A 15,772-nucleotide genomic window follows, 5' to 3' on the forward strand; every position below is an offset into this window, starting at 1 on the left:
GCCCGCCCGCAATGGCGGGCTTTGTTGTTTCTGCCTTGTGCTGGCGGCATGCCCACATTCACGGATAGGTATAGCTCATCGAAAAAGCCTGCACCAGCCAGTCAAAGGTGGTACGTACCCTCACAGACACGGGTTCCCTTTGTGGCCGGAAAATGCTGAGCGGCCACGGTGACGGAGATTCATCTGCCAGCACCGGCACCAGCGTGCCCGCCTGCAGATGCGGACACGCCAGAAACCCCGGTAACTGGGCAAACCCCATCCCCTGCAGCACCGCGGCACATTCGGCACTGGCGCTATTACTCAAGAAAGTTTGCTGACTTGGCAGCCACTGCTGCCCTTCCCGGAACAGCCATGGCCACGGTTTGCCGGTACCCGGGTCCAGTGTGCCGGTCACAGGCATGGTCATCAGTTCAGCCAGAGAGGTTGGCGTCCCTACACGCTGGATCAAGGCAGGTGCTGCAACGATGTAGTAAGGCACCATGGCAACACTGCGGGCCACAAAACGGCTATCGCGCATCACACCATGGCGGATGCCGATGTCGATTTTTTCATCCACCACATTGGTTTCTTCATCTGCCAGATGAAGGTCAAACCTCAAGCCCGGATGCTGCCTTTGTAACCCGGCCAACACCACGACCAGACTATCCTGCCCGATCACTTCCGGGGCTGTAATCCGTACCAGTCCGTCGATCTCGGCCTCTGCAAAGGACGACTTTTGCCGGAACACGCGATCAATGGCTGCCAAGCCTGCCTCTGCCTCAATGGCCAGTTGTTCGCCCGCCTCGGTAATCCGGCACTGTCGCGTATTGCGATGAAACAGGACTTCCCCCATTTGCAGCTCAAGTTCGCGTACCGCCCGTGTGACCGCCTGGGGAGAAATGCCTAGTCGCTGTGCGGCCTCCTTGAAGTTGCGTGAGGCAGCCGCCACGCTAAAGATGCGCAACATGTCCAGCTTGTTCTGCATGAGGTGTCCAGATCATTTCGATCGCCACAGTATTCCATAAAATGGAATTTTAAAGTCAAAAAACCATCATTTTCTGGTGTACTGGTATTTGAAATAATACCTGCCTAGCCTCCTTACCCGGGGGAGGATCACCACCAACCGTCAACGAATCTGGCAGGACCTTCATTGTATGGAAAGCATACTGACATCTTTGTTTCCGCTGCTGCTGGCGATTGGCGCCGGCTATAGCATCGGTTTTTACTTGCCAGCCAGCGTCATCCAGCTGGCCAACCAGCTGATTAACCCGCTGGTCTGGCTGATGCTGTTTTATAGCGGCCATGACTTTGGGCATGTGCTGAACGACGCACACGTGATCCGCATGGGGCTAAACCATGCCCTCATCTTCTCCGTCCTGACCAATGCTTTGTCGTCCCTGCTGGTGTTCTGGTTACTGAAATCAGGCAACACCCGGGATACCCAGGGCGCTGATACGCAACATTCATGGGGCGCGCTGGGTAAAGCCGCAAAAGAATGCATGCTCGCCCTGAGCCTGATCGCTGCAGGCATACTGGCGGCTGGCCTTGACCTGCCTCCCTTCGTCGATGCCATTTTTCAGCTCAATGTGAACCAGCTACTGTACGCAATGATATTTGTGGTCGGCATTGACCTGACCCGCATCCGGCTGGGTAACCTGTTTGGCTCGGTCAGGATTCTCTACCTGCCTGCGCTGGTGGTTGCCGGTTCTTTGCTGGGTGGCATCATCGCCGCCCTGTGGACGGGTGACAGCATCAGGACCGGGTTGGCCCTTGCCAGCGGTTTTGGCTGGTTTACCTTATCCAGTGTACTGGTCAGCAGCCAGCTGGGTGAGGCCTATGGCGCCATCGCCCTGCTGACTGACCTGTTCCGGGAGCTCATGGCCGTGATCATGCTGTATATGCTCGGCAACCGCTTTGCACAAGAAACCATTGCTGCCTGCGGCGCCACCGCGCTGGATGCCAGCCTGCCACTCATCAAACAGAAATGTGGTCTGGAGAGCGTCTCAGCGGCGCTGGTCAGCGGGCTGATTCTGACCATTGCCGGACCAGTGATGATTATCCTGTTCTTGCATGTTTAGCAGATGACATCCACCTGAGCTTACGCACGAACATGGCGTGCTACCCTCCGGTCCCGATGCTGGTTTTCATTGATATAAAATGCCAATTGAATAATAATATTCTTTTGACATAATATTTCATCATGAAAACCAGTTTGCTCCCCCTCTTGGTCTCGCTCGCCCTCTTACCTGCCACCATGTCCTGTTATGCCGGAGATGCCAGGCCCAATCACTACACCCAGCCACCCTGCGACCTGACGGATACCGATGCGCGCAGTTGTAAGGCCACCCTTCAGGCCGAAAGTCGGCAACTGGACCAGCGCGAGGCAGAATTAAAACGTTCGCGCGCCACGCCACCAGCGACACCCGACTACCGTCAGTGGCTCATCAGCCTTCCCAAAACCTGTGGCAGCATCGCCAAAACTTATCAGATTGCCGCACCCTGGCTAGTCCACTTTGAAACAGCTTGCCGCTACAGTCTGGTACACGACCGGTTAAGCCGCCTGACAGCCCCGGGAAAGCCAACGCAGACTGACAAGCCGTTTACTGCCGCCAAATATGCGCAGCAAGACACCATGCTCGTCATCGAACAGCAATCTCTCCTGTATCTGCTGTTTGACCATGACCCGCATAAAGATGCCTGGGTCGCCCACAACCTGCTCCCCGCAGCTACCTATTACTTGCGACAGAATCGCAACGGCCTGCCCAACCGCTGGGATTCGCACTGGGCCTTTAGCCTGACGGGCTTGATGTTTGAGCAAGGCAGAGGCGGATTGTCTATCGATGGCCAGAAAGCGGCCAATTGGTATCTGGCAGCCGCCAATGAGACAGAAGCCGGCTCACAAGATGCCTTCCCGACCCTGTCATTGGCCAGAATTTACCAACACGGACTGCCTGGCCTACCAGCCAACCCGTCACTGGCCAGACAATACCAACGGCAAGCGGCTCAAATGCTAAAACAATCGCAATAAAAGGCGGTAACGGATTTTTAATCACATCACGGATAGCAAGAGTGGACAATTCTATTCAGAAACAGCAGAACCAGCGAATTATTGATGTGGCACTTGCTCACTTCCAGCCTGGAGAATTTGAGTATGGTAGGCCGGACGTGGCCTATTCACACAAACAGCAACAGGGCAATAAAGACATCTATCGGGACGAACGGGATGGGCCGGACAGTGATCACAAAAAGGGCGTCGATTGCTCGGCGCTCGTGTGGAGAGCACTGAAAGAGGCAGGTTTCAAAATTGATGAAACCTACCCAAGCGTAACAGGAAGCAATGCTTTCAGTACCCATTCACTGTTTAATGGCACGCATGTTACGCCTTATGCACAACAACATTTTGATGTCCTCCCGCCCGCAGCAAAACATGACCACAATTTGCAGCCAGGCGACTTACTCATGCTAAAAATGCCAGGTGGATCACAGCATATCGTGATATTCCAAAACTATGATAAGCATGGACATATCCATTTCTTTGGGTCCCAGTCTTCAACGGGTCCAGCCTCCGTAAAGCTTAGCGGAAACCATTATTGGGATGAAAGAACGGAGTTTCTGGGTGCACTAAGAGCAAAACCAGACTTTATCAAACCGGAACCCCAGCTTCATGGCACATCAGAACACCACGCACATACCCGCAGTCCAAATGTACCTGAGGCTCTGAGACCACTCTACCAGCAGGCTGAAGCACACCTCTCACAATCTCTAGCCCATTTGCCAGATCATGATAAACATCAGCTAATACACCATGTTGCTCAGATTACCCATGAACAAGGCGGGAAACGTTATGATTACCTGTTTTATAATGCTGACAAGCAATTGATTCTTGGACAATTTGGTGAATTTAACGATATCAGACTTTCGTTAAGCAATGGAGCACAACAGCACACCATAAGTGCATCACAGAATCAGCACACAGTATTTGAGCATCCCGACCAACATCAAAAAGTGACGCCTAAACCTACGATTTAACAAGAGTGGCGCTTTTATTCATTTGCCCTAAACGCATAACTACATTCAGCCACCAAAGCTTACGCCAGCCGATGGTGGCTGAATTTCTCGCCTTTATCACGCCATAACTGGCTTGCAAGCCAGCACTATGGAATAATCCGGCTCTATGGCCGTTCAACCCACGCCCCCTTCTGCCGACCCGTTTCTGAAGCTGCCCGGTTTCACGGATGCCAATCGCCAAAAGCTGGCCAAACTGGGACTGACCCGTTTGCAGGATTTGGCCCTGCATTTACCCTTGCGCTACGAAGACGAAACCCAGCTGTACCCGATTACCCAGGCCCCGCAAGACCGGGTGGTGGTGGTCGAAGGCGTGATCAAGAAAAGCGAAGTGCAGATCCGCCAGCGCCGGCAGTTGATTGCCGAAGTGGCAGACAGCTCCGGCCGACTGATCGTCCGCTTTCTTAACTTCTACCCTTCCCAGCAGAAACAATGGCAGGCGGGTAAGCAGGTGCGCTTGATCGGCGAAATCAAGAGCGGGTTCTGGGGACTGGAGATGGTGCATCCGCGTACCCGTTTCAATGGTCTGGATGCGCCGCTGGGCAACAAACTGACACCGGTTTACCCCACTACCAACGGGTTGTCGCAAGATACCTTGCAACGCCTGGTCGGGCTGGCCCTGAAGCACACGGCACTGGATGACACCCTGCCGGCCAGCATCACGGCGCCGTACAAGTTGCCGCCACTGGAAAAGAGCGTGCGCTTCCTGCACTCGCCCCCGGTCGATACCGATATGTACCCGCTCACGGCCCGGCATCACCCGGCGTGGCGGCGGCTGAAATTTGATGAACTGCTGGCCCAGCAACTTACCTTGCTGGCCAACCGCGCCAAACGCCGGGAAGTCCCTGCCCTGTCGCTGATCCCGAAAGGGACACTGACCGCCAAGTTATTGGCGTCACTGCCGTTTGCGCTCACCGCTGCCCAGCAACGGGTGGTAGATGAAATCTGCCGGGACCTAAACCGTACCGTGCCGATGCAGCGCTTACTGCAAGGGGATGTGGGTAGCGGTAAAACCATTGTCGCTGCGCTGGCCGCCTTGCAAGCCGTAGAAAACGATACCCAGGCCGCCTTCATGGCGCCGACCGAGCTGCTGGCGGAACAGCATTACCGCAAGCTGAATGAATGGCTGACGCCGATGGGCATCCGCATTGGCTGGCTCTCCGGCAGCCAGAAGAAAAAAGAACGAGAAACTACGCTGGCCGCTATTGCCAGTGGCGATATCCAGATTGCGGTCGGTACCCATGCCCTGTTTCAGGACAAGGTGCAATTCCAGAATTTGTCCCTGCTGCTGGTCGATGAGCAGCACCGCTTTGGCGTAGGGCAGCGCCTGCAACTGCGCAGCAAAGGCAGCGACGACGGTCGGGCTCCCCATCAACTGATGATGTCGGCCACGCCCATCCCGCGCACCCTGGCCATGAGCTATTTTGCCGATCTGGATGTCTCGGTGATTGACGAACTGCCGCCCGGCAGAACCCCCATCATTACCACCCTGCTGGATAACCGCAAGCGCGAGCAACTGATCGAACGCGTGGGTAATGCCTGCCGGCCCGCGCCTGTCGGCCAAGGCGCGCAAGCCTACTGGGTGTGCCCGCTGATTGAAGAATCCGAAACCTTGCAATTGCAAACGGCGGTTGCCACACACGAGACCTTGCAAGCCATGCTGCCGGACTTACGCATCGGGCTGGTGCACGGCAAGTTACCTGCCAGTGAAAAGCAGGCCGTGATGAACGCCTTCAAGCATCATGAGCTGGATATTCTGGTCGCCACCACGGTGATCGAGGTAGGCGTAGACGTCCCCAACGCCACGCTGATGGTGATCGACCATGCCGAGCGGATGGGGCTGGCACAGCTACACCAGCTGCGTGGTCGGGTTGGCCGGGGTAGCAAGGCCAGTTATTGCACCCTGTTGTTTCAGGCCCCGCTGGGGGAAATTGCCCAGACACGGCTGGACCTGATGCGCCACAGCACTGACGGCTTTGAAATTGCGCGGGAAGACTTGCATATCCGCGGGCCTGGCGAACTGCTGGGTAATCGTCAGAGCGGCGTGCCCCTGCTGCGTTTCGCCGATCTGGAAAAAGACATTGATCTGCTGGAAGTCGCCCGTAACCTGGCACCACGCCTGCTGACCGACGCACCGGATGTCGCCGCAGCGCACCTGGAGCGCTGGATCGGCAACCGCACCGGCCTGCTGGACGCCTGACCTTTCTCGATCACCATCTCCTGTTATTCATTCCGCATCGCAACATCGAAAGTTGTTGATTTGCATATTTTCTCCTCATAAACTGCACGCAAACGATTGCGCAAACGATTGCGTCATTGTTTTCATACCCAATAAGTCAAAAAGACACCTTAGGAGAAACTGATGAACACTCGCCGTTTTGCACTAAAAACCATGGCCGCGATGACAACATTCGGCCTGTTTGCCGGTAGCCATGCCTTTGCCGATGCTGCGCACCCGAAAGTCGCTTTGGTCATGAAGTCTTTGGCGAACGAATTCTTTCAAACCATGCAAGATGGCGCCAAGGCGTATCAGAAACAACATAGCAAAAACTTTGACCTGATCAGCAACGGTATCAAGGATGAGACCGACACGGCAGCCCAGATCAAGATTGTTCAGCAGATGATGGTAGAGAAAGTGGACGCCATCGTGATTGCGCCAGCGGACTCCAAGGCGCTGGTCCCCGTCCTGAAAGAAGCCACGGCCAAAGGCATTATCGTGGTCAATATCGATAACAAGCTGGATGCCGATGCCTTGAAAGAAAAAGGCATTAGCGTGCCGTTTGTTGGCCCGAACAACCGCACGGGTGCAAAACTAGTCGGTGACTATCTGGCCAAAACCCTGAAAGCCGGTGACAAAGTGGCGATTCTGGAAGGGGTATCTACCACCCTGAATGCCCAGCAACGTACCGCCGGCTTCAAGGATGCCATGGCAGCCGTCAAAGCCAATGTGACCAACGTTCAGTCTGGCGAATGGGAGATGGACAAGGCCAATACCATTGCCAGCGCCATGCTGCGCGAAACCCCGGATCTTAAAGCCATCCTGGCAGGCAATGATAATATGGCACTGGGCGCTGTAGCCGCTATCAAAACCGCTGGCAAAACCGGCAAGGTAAAAGTGGTCGGTTACGATAATATTTCTGCCATTCAGCCCATGCTGAAAGATGGCCGCGTACTGGCCACTGCGGACCAGTACGGTGCACAGCAAGCCGTGTTCGGTATCGAAACCGCGCTGAAAGCCGTCAAAGCGAAAACACCGCAAAACCAGCTGCCAGCCGTTGTAGAAACCAAAGTTAAACTGGTCACCAAGTAACCATGCACCGTCCCTGGCAGCCTGGGGTTGCCAGGGACAATGGAACACGCCCATGACAAGCAGTGCACTTTTTCATGCATCCGGCATCGGCAAGCACTATGCCGGCCCGGTACTGCAGCATATTGACCTGACGCTACATGCAGGCGAAGTGCTGGCTCTCACCGGAGAAAACGGTGCGGGTAAAAGCACGCTCTCCAAGATTATTGCCGGGCTGGTCGATCCATCCAGCGGCGTGATGCTGCTAGATGGCAAGGATTACCGCCCAGAGAACCGCAAGTCCGCCGAACAGCAAGGCGTACGGATGGTCTTGCAAGAGCTGGGGCTGATTCCCACCCTGACCGTGGCCGAAAACCTGTTGCTGGACCGCCTGCCGCACCGGGGTGGTTTTATTCGCAAGCACGAATTGCTTGCACTCGCCTTTGATCAGATGAAAACCATCGGCCTTGGGCATATTGACCCGGATACCCCGGTCAGCCAGCTAGGCATTGGCCACCAGCAAATGGTAGAAATTGCCCGCAATCTGGTGGGCAACTGCAAAGTGCTGATTCTGGATGAACCCAGCGCCATGCTGACCGACCGCGAGGTAGAACACCTGTTTGAGCAGATTGGCAAGCTCAAGGCACGGGGGGTCGGCATCATTTATATCTCTCATCGACTCGATGAACTGACAAAGATTGCCGATCGCGTGACCGTACTGCGGGATGGCCACCTGATTGAAACCTTGCCCATGGCATCCACCAGCCAGGACGAGATTGTCCGGCTGATGGTAGGCAAAGATGTACAGGAAAGCCTCGACCGCCCTCGCCGCCCTGTGGATGGCGTCGCATTGACCCTGAACCGCCTGTCGCGGGGGCAATCGGTACGGGATGTCAGTCTGACCTTACACAAAGGCGAGATCCTCGGTGTTGCCGGTTTGGTGGGCTCCGGACGAACCGAATTGCTGCGCCTGATTTTTGGAGCCGACCGTTCTGACCAAGGTGACATCCACCTGACGGACAAAGTACTGCCGGCAAGACATTCCCCTGCCGATGCGGTCAAGGCAGGCATCGGGCTGGTGACGGAAGATCGCAAGGCGCAAGGGCTGCTATTGAGCCAGTCGATTCGCGTCAATGCCACCATCGCCAATCTGGGAGATGTGTCTATCCGCAGTTGGCTGCAAACCGCCAAAGAGATGAACATCGTGAACCGGATGCGTGACTTGCTGGGTATCCGTAGCCAGTCCATCGAACAGACCACCGGCGAACTCTCCGGTGGTAACCAGCAAAAAGTCGTGTTTGCCCGCTGGATTCACCGTAACTGTGACATTCTGCTGCTCGACGAACCCACCCGTGGTGTCGACATTGGCGCCCGTGCCGACATTTATCAGGAAATGGACAACATGGCGGCCAGCGGCAAGGCGCTCCTGATGGTGTCGAGCGATTTGCGCGAGCTGATGACGGTCTGCGACCGGATTGCGGTGATGAGTGCAGGCAAGCTTGTCACCATCCTCGAACGTGGCCAATGGAGCCAGCAAAGCCTGCTGGAAGCCGCCTTCAGCGAATACAGCTCGGTACAGGTGACCGAGGATGTATCCCATTAATCAAATCAGAGAATCCCTGATGACTACCCAACATCATTCGACTAACGCCTTACGCAGCATCAAGCACCAGTTTGGCGACTATCTGGGGCTCATGATCGCTCTTTTGCTGATGATTGGTCTCTTTAGCTATCTCAGCCAGTACTTTCTGAGCCTCGATACCTTCACCACCATAGCTAATGAAATTCCAGCTGTGGCAGTCACGGCCGTGGGCATGACCTTTATCCTGATCATTGGCGGGATTGACCTCTCGGTCGGGTCCGTCATGGCGTTAGCCAGTGCCGTTGCCGGCATTGCCATGCTGCAATGGCACTGGAGCCTGCTCCCGGCAGTAGGGCTCGCGATGCTCACCGGTTTGCTGACCGGGCTCGTCAATGGGGCCATTTCAGTCGGATGGCGCTTGCCATCCTTCATCGTCACGCTGGGCATGCTGGAAGTTGCCCGTGGCGGTGCCTATATCGCAACCGACTCCAAAACCCAATATATTGGCGGGGCAATCGACTGGCTCAGCGCCCCAGTAGCGGGACAACTCTCGCCGTCCTTCTTTATCGCGATTGCGATTGTGATCATCGCGCAAATTGTACTGGTCAAGACGGTGTTCGGACGCTACATGGTCGGCATCGGCACCAATGAAGAAGCCATTCGGCTGGCGGGGGTAGACCCTCGTCCAGTCAAGATTGCCGTCTTTGCCATTACCGGCCTGCTGGCCGGCCTCGCCGGCATCATGCAGGCCTCCCGGCTGGAAGCCGCAGACCCGAATGCGGGGATCGGCGCCGAGCTGGTGGTGATTGCCGCGGTCGTGATTGGCGGCACCAGCCTGATGGGGGGCCGTGGCTCGGTCGCCAACACCTTCCTGGGCGTGTTGCTGATTTCCGTCCTGGAAGCAGGGCTGGCCCAGATTGGCGCATCCGAACCCACCAAACGGATCATCACCGGCTGCGTGATTATCGTTGCCGTGGTGCTGGACATGTACCGCGAACGCCGCCGCAACCGGCGTAGCCATTAAACAACCGGCAAATCAGTTAACATTGATCTAAGCTACAGAGATTTGAAACACTGTGTTAACTCAACTGGCGTATACCTGAGCACCTATGGCTACTATTAAAGACGTTGCACTACAAGCTGGCGTATCGGTCACCACCGTCTCGCACGCACTCAATGGCACCCGCTTTGTCAGCGAAGACGCCAAAGCGCGCATCGAGGCAGCGGTTGCCGCGCTCAGCTATGTGCCCAGCGCCATTGCCCGTAGCCTCAAGCACAATAGCACTCGCACGTTAGGGATGATGATCCCGAGCAATTCTAATCCCTACTTTGCAGAAATCATCCGAGGGGTAGAAAGCCAGTGCTTCAATGCAGGCTACAACCTGGTGTTATGCAACTCGGACAACGACCCGGACAAACAAGCCAGCCACCTGCGTGTGCTGGCAGAACGACGCATCGACGGCCTGATTCTGGTCGCTTCCGGCGCAGAATCTGCCTTGGCCAGCCAGTTAGAAGCACTCAACCTGCCACTGGTATTGGTCGATCGCAACATTGCCGGGCTTGATTGCGACCTGGTCCAGGTCGACCATGCCGCAGGCAGCAAAATGGCCACCGAACACCTGATCAGCCTTGGTCATCGCAATATCGCCTGTATCAGCGGTCCTGCCGGGCTGTCTCCCAGCTCTGAGCGTCGGGCCGGCTGGAAACAAGCGCTGGCCGATGCATCGATTGCCAGACGAGAGGGAGATGTGGCCCGAGGTGACTTCACCAGCCGCGGTGGTTTCTTGGCCATGCAAACGCTGCTGGCCAGAAAAGACCCACCGACCGCGGTATTTGTCTGTAACGACGTGATGGCGATCGGTGCCATCAGTGCCATCCACCATGCCGGATTACGCGTGCCCGATGATATATCGATTGTCGGCTTTGACGACATCGAACTTGCGGCCTACACCATTCCGCCGCTCACCACCATTGCTCAGCCCAAAGCGGCGATCGGCACCGGGACGGCAGAATTGTTACTTGAACGGCTCACTGGTAGCCGTACCCAGACTCGTCAGCTCATTTTGCAGCCCGAGCTGGTGGTACGACAATCCACTGCGCCTCTTACCCAAGCCTGATTGATAGAACGATATGCAAAACCCGCACGCCCCCATCCTGGTGATCGGCAGCCTGAACATGGATTTGGTCATGCGTACCCCACGTGTGCCGCAAGCCGGTGAGACCCTGCACGGCCATGATTTTTCGACCCATCATGGCGGTAAAGGCGCCAACCAGGCCTTTGCCTGTGCCAGACTGGGTGGTCACGTCCATATGATCGGGCGGGTCGGGAAGGATGATTTTGGTCAACGTCTGAAGGATGGCCTGTCCACTGTCGGGGCCAACATCGACGGGATTGAAACCGTAGATGCGCCTACCGGGGTTGCCATGATTCTGGTCGAAGACAACGGCCAGAACCGGATTTTATTATCCGCAGGGGCCAACGGCACCTACACGCCAGAAGATATCGACCCATTGGCCCCCGCCATTCGCCAGGCTTGCCTGCTGGTACTGCAACTGGAAATCCCGGTGCCCGCCATCGTACGCCTGTTGGCCATCGCCAAAGCGGCCGGCACCCCGGTACTGCTCAACCCGGCACCTATGGCCGCGTTGCCAGATAATTGCTGGGATGCCGTTACCTACCTGATCCCGAATGAAACCGAAGCCAGCGAACTGACTGGCATTCCTGTCGATAGCCTGGACAGTGCGTCTCAGGCTGCCAAACAGCTATTAGCCAGAGGTGTGAAACAGGTGCTGATTACCCTTGGCAGCCAAGGCGTATGGGCAGCAGGCGCCGAGGCCAACGGCCACTTTCCTGCTCAGAAGGTCCATGCCATCGATACCACCGCCGCCGGGGATACCTTTATCGGCGGTATCGCCACCGGACTGCAAGAAGGATTATCCCTGACAGAGGCCATACAGCTCGGACAAGCCGCCAGCGCCATCACGGTTAGCCGTCGCGGCGCCCAGAGCGCCATTCCAGCGCGGCACGAAGTCACCAGCGCCAATCAACCCGGATAAGGAATCATGAGAAAAAACGGATTACTGCACGCCAAGCTGGCTGAAATCATCACCGCCGCCGGTCATGGCGACTTGATCGTGATCGGCGATGCCGGCCTCCCCGTCCCGACGCATACGCCCGTGATCGACCTGGCGGTGGTTCCCGGCTTACCGGCCTTCTTGCCGGTACTCAAAGTGATATTAGCCGAACTGGCCACAGAAGCCGCACTCATCGCCTCAGAAACTGCGCAGTACAACCCGGTTATCAGCACCGGTATCACAACTCTGTTGGGGGATTTGCCGCAAGAAACCATTACCCACACAGCGCTCAAAGCCCTGTGCCAACAGGCCAAAGTCGTCGTTCGGACGGGAGAATGCACGCCCTACGCCAATATTATCCTGCGTGCGGGCGTTACGTTCTAATGTCGGAACGACTACAGCCTACTCCTGCAGATACGCAATGGCTTTGGACAACAAATCCTGACTGATGTTATGCCCTAGCCCGGGCGTCGTATCCAGCGTGGCCGTACCGCCCAGCTTGCCAAGATGTTCTACTGCCGCATACGCCAATTGCACCGGCATCACCGGGTCGGCTTCGCCATGGAAGAAATGCAGACGGGTCTGTTTGGGCGCCTCCGCCGGCAAGCTGGCATAGCGGCCAGAAAATGCCAGTACATGCCCTACCAGACCATCTTCAACGGCCACTGCGGCCAGCGACATGATGCTCCCCTGCGAAAACCCGACCAGGACAATATTTTCTGGCGCAACGCCTTTTTCCGCTTGCACCCGCTTGATGTCCGCTATCAGCGCAGGCACCTTTTCTGCCACCCGCGCGGTGCGGTTTTCCTCCGTCACCCCTTCAATCGAAAACCACTGGCGACCCGTCCCCATGCCAAACGGCATGGTGCCATTGGGCACATAATAGTGTGCATCCGGAAACTGGTGACGGAATACATTGGCCAAGCCCTGCATGCCGGCGGCGTTATCGCCAACACCATGCAAAAAGATGAATAACGCGGGTTTGCTCATATCGTGTTTGCTTTCGGGTTAATCCTGTTTGTGGCAGCCTGATCCACCAGTCTGCCCTACCAAGGTATAGCCTACAGAGAAGCAAACGATAAAAACAGCCTCCCTGCCGGAATATATTGCACCATATTCTGGAACAATCCCCCGTCATCACCTCTTAGCAAGCCCTGAAGGTATCCGGGTGATTGGCCACGCTCCAGGCATACGATTCCAGAGACAGCACCTGATGCTGGATGCCGGTTTCCAGCACGGTTGGTCGAGCCTCCTCACCTGCGGCGCCCATGGCAATCAGCAAGGGCAAGAAATGCTCAGGCGTGGGATGCGCCCGACTGGCAAATGGCGCCTCTTCCAGCGTTTTCAGCAAACCCTGCCGGTCGCTCATCATGACCCGGTCACGCACCCACTCGGTAAAGGCCGTCACGTAACCCGCGTCGTCCTGCAGTTTCTGACGGTACTCTTTGACATTATGGGTAAGACATCCCGAGCCCACCACCAGAACCCCTTCGTGCGTTAGTGGTGCCAGCGCCTGGCCCAGCCGGTACGCCCCTTCGGCATTTAGCTGCTGCGGCATGCTCAGCTGCAAGACAGGGATATCCCCCTCCGGCAGCAACTGCATCAGCGGTACCCAGGCGCCATGGTCCAGCCCCCGCCAGGCATCGACTGATGTCAACCAGCCTTGCTGGGTCAACATCGATGCAATATGCCTTGCCAGTTCCGGCGCCCCTTTGGCCGGGTAATGCATGTCATACAGGGCCTCGGGAAAAGACCCGAAGTCGTGTATGGTTTCCGGTGCCGGCGCAGCGGTCACTGTCAGCCCCCGGGTTTGCCAATGGGCAGATACCACCAGCACGGCACGAATCCCCGTCAGCATCTGCCCATACGCTGATAACATCGACCCCCAGGTCCCCGGTTCCAGCAAAATATCCGGCGCCCCGTGCGATACAAACAGACTGCGTTGTTGCATGGCAGAACCTCCTGTAACCACAAATTACCAACAAAAAGACCCTCCGCAAAACATCTGCAAGCAGATCATTCGCAAAGGGTCTTGCTCATCTACACACCCAGTCAGGCTACGTGCTTATCCCAGCAAGGCTTTCAAGCGGCCGATATACCAGGCAGAGAACTTCTCCACCAGTGACTCGGTATAAGGCGAGTAAGGGCCTGGCACATAGGCCGGGCTATTCACGCCTTTTTGCGACTCTTCCACCAGGAAGCGGTCTTGCGCGTTAGTCTGGTTCCAGACGTGGGTCAGGTTCTCCACGGTATAGTCCACACCCTCGACGGCATCTTTGTTCACCAGCCACTTGGTACGTACCAGCGTCTTGTCCGGGCTGATCGGCAGCACGGTAAAGGTCACGATGTGATCTGCCATGAAATGGTGCCAGCTGTTAGGTTGCGTCCAGAAAGACAGGCCGCCCAGTGCAGGGTCGGTAAAGTCACCCAGCAGCTTTTTGCAGGCAGACTCGGTGGTCATGGTCTGGGCTTGGCCATGCTTGTCCAGCGGCATGCGCTGGGTACGGAAACCACTGATGGCACTTTCCAGGCGCTCAACCTCTTTCGATGGCAGCCCCATGGCTTCCCACTCCGCATGACGCTGGGCAATCATCTTGTCGTATGCCTCTGCCCCCGGGTCGGTGCCTTCGCTTGGCGCAAAGCCATAGCTGTAGGCGTACAGAGAAATGGTCAGTTCAGGGTGGTTACCGGTACAGTGGTAGCATTCACGGTTATTTTCCATGGTCAGCTTCCAGTTGCCTTCTTCGATGATATCGATCTGGGCAGCGACCTTGGTGTTTTCTACCTGATGCGGCTTGATGTAAGGCGTCATGGTATTGACCAGATCCTCAAAGTCGGCCGGCGGGTTATCTGACAGACAAATGAACAGCAAGCCAGCCACATTTTTCAGGTGTACCGGTTTCAGGCTGTGGTGTTTCAGGTCAAACCCTTCTCCCATGTGCTCTGCAAACAGCAAAGAACCCTGCGTGTTATACGTCCACTGGTGGTAAGGACACACCAGATTACCTGTAGAGCCTTTAGCACCATTACAGACACGCGCACCGCGGTGGCGGCAAACATTGTGGAAGGCACGGATCTCGTTATCATCCCCGCGCACAATCAGCACAGGCTGGCTACCGATATTCACCGTCATGTAGTCACCTGGCTCTGGCACATCGGGTGACACACCCACGTAAATCCAGTGCTGGCCAAAGATATATTTCACATCGGCATCAAAGATTTCCTGGCTGGTATAAAACGGCGCATCCAGACTATGCCCAGGGACACGGTTTGCCACCAGTTCACGAATTTTATCGGTATTTTCTACGCTTTTAAAGCCAATCTCACGAGTTCCCATTTCTCTCACCCCATATTCGATTTAGTCAAAAACCTGCTGCAGAACGCGATGCAATCGTCGGGCTTTCAGCACTTTGCAATTAGCGTTTTTCCGACAAGCGAAAGACGGATTTCGACTAACAAGGGGATGAACCCATGAATTTGGTCAAACTTTTATCAGGTTTTACCAAAACATGGATGTCTTTGATCTGTAAGGACTATTCAAGAAGGAAAATTAGCTTAACAAGCGCCAGTACAAACTTTGATCTGGATCAAACGGCTTGTCGCCATCAACAAAAATATGTGTCTTAATTCGACATGCGATTAACAATAAATCACACTATTTGGCTTGCTTTGGTTGATGTTGCACCATACAGAATGCCATCCATCAATTACCCCATAAAATTATATTTTATGGGGTAATCCGTTTATCAATAGTGCTATCATTACCCAATAAACTGACACTTTAT

At 55.7% G+C, this 15,772-nt stretch carries 14 protein-coding genes; 10 read left to right on the forward strand and 4 right to left on the reverse strand.

The window, feature by feature from the left end; all coding sequences use genetic code 11:
• Window positions 1-58: 58 nt before the first annotated feature.
• Window positions 59-964 carry a LysR family transcriptional regulator gene (locus F552_RS0114010; RefSeq protein ID WP_018152380.1) on the reverse strand — a complete coding sequence of 302 codons (906 nt, stop codon included), beginning with the start codon at window positions 962-964 and terminating at the stop codon, window positions 59-61.
• A gap of 169 nt (window positions 965-1,133) precedes the next feature.
• On the opposite strand from F552_RS0114010, the gene F552_RS0114015 reads away from it, so the two are divergent.
• The 10 genes from F552_RS0114015 (at window position 1,134) to rbsD (ending at window position 12,371) form a co-directional block, all read left to right on the forward strand.
• Entirely contained in the window at window positions 1,134-2,057 is a 924-nt protein-coding gene (locus F552_RS0114015; protein ID WP_018152381.1) for a LysO family transporter, read from the forward strand.
• A gap of 122 nt (window positions 2,058-2,179) precedes the next feature.
• Window positions 2,180-3,007: an SEL1-like repeat protein gene (locus F552_RS0114020; protein WP_026182743.1), complete on the forward strand. Its 828-nt coding sequence runs from the start codon at window positions 2,180-2,182 to the stop codon at window positions 3,005-3,007.
• A gap of 41 nt (window positions 3,008-3,048) precedes the next feature.
• Window positions 3,049-4,008: an NlpC/P60 family protein gene (locus tag F552_RS20150; protein ID WP_018152384.1), complete on the forward strand. Its 960-nt coding sequence runs from the start codon at window positions 3,049-3,051 to the stop codon at window positions 4,006-4,008.
• 145 nt (window positions 4,009-4,153) lie between these two features.
• The gene (gene recG / locus F552_RS0114030) at window positions 4,154-6,244 is read left to right on the forward strand and encodes an ATP-dependent DNA helicase RecG (RefSeq protein ID WP_018152385.1); all 2,091 of its coding nucleotides are present in this window, start codon (window positions 4,154-4,156) and stop codon (window positions 6,242-6,244) included.
• 162 nt (window positions 6,245-6,406) lie between these two features.
• A complete protein-coding gene (locus F552_RS0114035) occupies window positions 6,407-7,354 on the forward strand; it encodes a sugar ABC transporter substrate-binding protein (RefSeq protein ID WP_018152386.1) in 948 nt (315 codons plus the stop codon).
• 52 nt (window positions 7,355-7,406) lie between these two features.
• Entirely contained in the window at window positions 7,407-8,933 is a 1,527-nt protein-coding gene (locus tag F552_RS19455; RefSeq protein ID WP_018152387.1) for a sugar ABC transporter ATP-binding protein, read from the forward strand.
• A gap of 19 nt (window positions 8,934-8,952) precedes the next feature.
• Window positions 8,953-9,936 (forward strand): ABC transporter permease, encoded by a 984-nt coding sequence (locus F552_RS0114045; protein ID WP_033375731.1) that lies wholly within the window; start codon window positions 8,953-8,955, stop codon window positions 9,934-9,936.
• Window positions 9,937-10,021: 85 nt separating this feature from the next.
• Entirely contained in the window at window positions 10,022-11,029 is a 1,008-nt protein-coding gene (locus F552_RS0114050) for a LacI family DNA-binding transcriptional regulator (RefSeq protein WP_018152389.1), read from the forward strand.
• Window positions 11,030-11,042: 13 nt separating this feature from the next.
• Window positions 11,043-11,969 (forward strand): ribokinase, encoded by a 927-nt coding sequence (gene rbsK / locus F552_RS0114055; RefSeq protein ID WP_018152390.1) that lies wholly within the window; start codon window positions 11,043-11,045, stop codon window positions 11,967-11,969.
• Window positions 11,970-11,975: 6 nt separating this feature from the next.
• Window positions 11,976-12,371 carry a D-ribose pyranase gene (gene rbsD / locus F552_RS0114060; RefSeq protein WP_018152391.1) on the forward strand — a complete coding sequence of 132 codons (396 nt, stop codon included), beginning with the start codon at window positions 11,976-11,978 and terminating at the stop codon, window positions 12,369-12,371.
• 18 nt (window positions 12,372-12,389) lie between these two features.
• Here the strand turns inward: rbsD and ypfH are convergent, their stop codons facing one another.
• From ypfH to F552_RS0114075, 3 genes are all read right to left on the reverse strand, one after another.
• A complete protein-coding gene (ypfH, locus tag F552_RS0114065; protein WP_018152392.1) occupies window positions 12,390-12,977 on the reverse strand; it encodes an esterase in 588 nt (195 codons plus the stop codon).
• A gap of 154 nt (window positions 12,978-13,131) precedes the next feature.
• Window positions 13,132-13,938 carry a DODA-type extradiol aromatic ring-opening family dioxygenase gene (locus F552_RS0114070; protein WP_018152393.1) on the reverse strand — a complete coding sequence of 269 codons (807 nt, stop codon included), beginning with the start codon at window positions 13,936-13,938 and terminating at the stop codon, window positions 13,132-13,134.
• Between the two features lie 114 nt (window positions 13,939-14,052).
• Window positions 14,053-15,324, reverse strand: coding sequence for an aromatic ring-hydroxylating oxygenase subunit alpha (locus F552_RS0114075; RefSeq protein ID WP_018152394.1), 1,272 nt, complete (start codon window positions 15,322-15,324; stop codon window positions 14,053-14,055).
• Between the last annotated feature and the right edge of the window lie 448 nt (window positions 15,325-15,772).

Source organism: Leeia oryzae DSM 17879, assembly GCF_000376945.1.
GTDB classification, from domain to species: Bacteria; Pseudomonadota; Gammaproteobacteria; order Burkholderiales; family Leeiaceae; genus Leeia; species Leeia oryzae.

Coding starts and splice junctions, on each gene's coding strand:
- F552_RS0114010 (WP_018152380.1), bottom strand. CDS start 964: ATGCAGAACAAGCTGGACATGTTGCGCATCTTTAGCGTGGCGGCTGCC.
- F552_RS0114015 (WP_018152381.1), top strand. CDS start 1,134: ATGGAAAGCATACTGACATCTTTGTTTCCGCTGCTGCTGGCGATTGGC.
- F552_RS0114020 (WP_026182743.1), top strand. CDS start 2,180: ATGAAAACCAGTTTGCTCCCCCTCTTGGTCTCGCTCGCCCTCTTACCT.
- recG (WP_018152385.1), top strand. CDS start 4,154: ATGGCCGTTCAACCCACGCCCCCTTCTGCCGACCCGTTTCTGAAGCTG.
- F552_RS0114035 (WP_018152386.1), top strand. CDS start 6,407: ATGAACACTCGCCGTTTTGCACTAAAAACCATGGCCGCGATGACAACA.
- F552_RS19455 (WP_018152387.1), top strand. CDS start 7,407: ATGACAAGCAGTGCACTTTTTCATGCATCCGGCATCGGCAAGCACTAT.
- F552_RS0114045 (WP_033375731.1), top strand. CDS start 8,953: ATGACTACCCAACATCATTCGACTAACGCCTTACGCAGCATCAAGCAC.
- F552_RS0114050 (WP_018152389.1), top strand. CDS start 10,022: ATGGCTACTATTAAAGACGTTGCACTACAAGCTGGCGTATCGGTCACC.
- rbsK (WP_018152390.1), top strand. CDS start 11,043: ATGCAAAACCCGCACGCCCCCATCCTGGTGATCGGCAGCCTGAACATG.
- rbsD (WP_018152391.1), top strand. CDS start 11,976: ATGAGAAAAAACGGATTACTGCACGCCAAGCTGGCTGAAATCATCACC.
- ypfH (WP_018152392.1), bottom strand. CDS start 12,977: ATGAGCAAACCCGCGTTATTCATCTTTTTGCATGGTGTTGGCGATAAC.
- F552_RS0114070 (WP_018152393.1), bottom strand. CDS start 13,938: ATGCAACAACGCAGTCTGTTTGTATCGCACGGGGCGCCGGATATTTTG.
- F552_RS0114075 (WP_018152394.1), bottom strand. CDS start 15,324: ATGGGAACTCGTGAGATTGGCTTTAAAAGCGTAGAAAATACCGATAAA.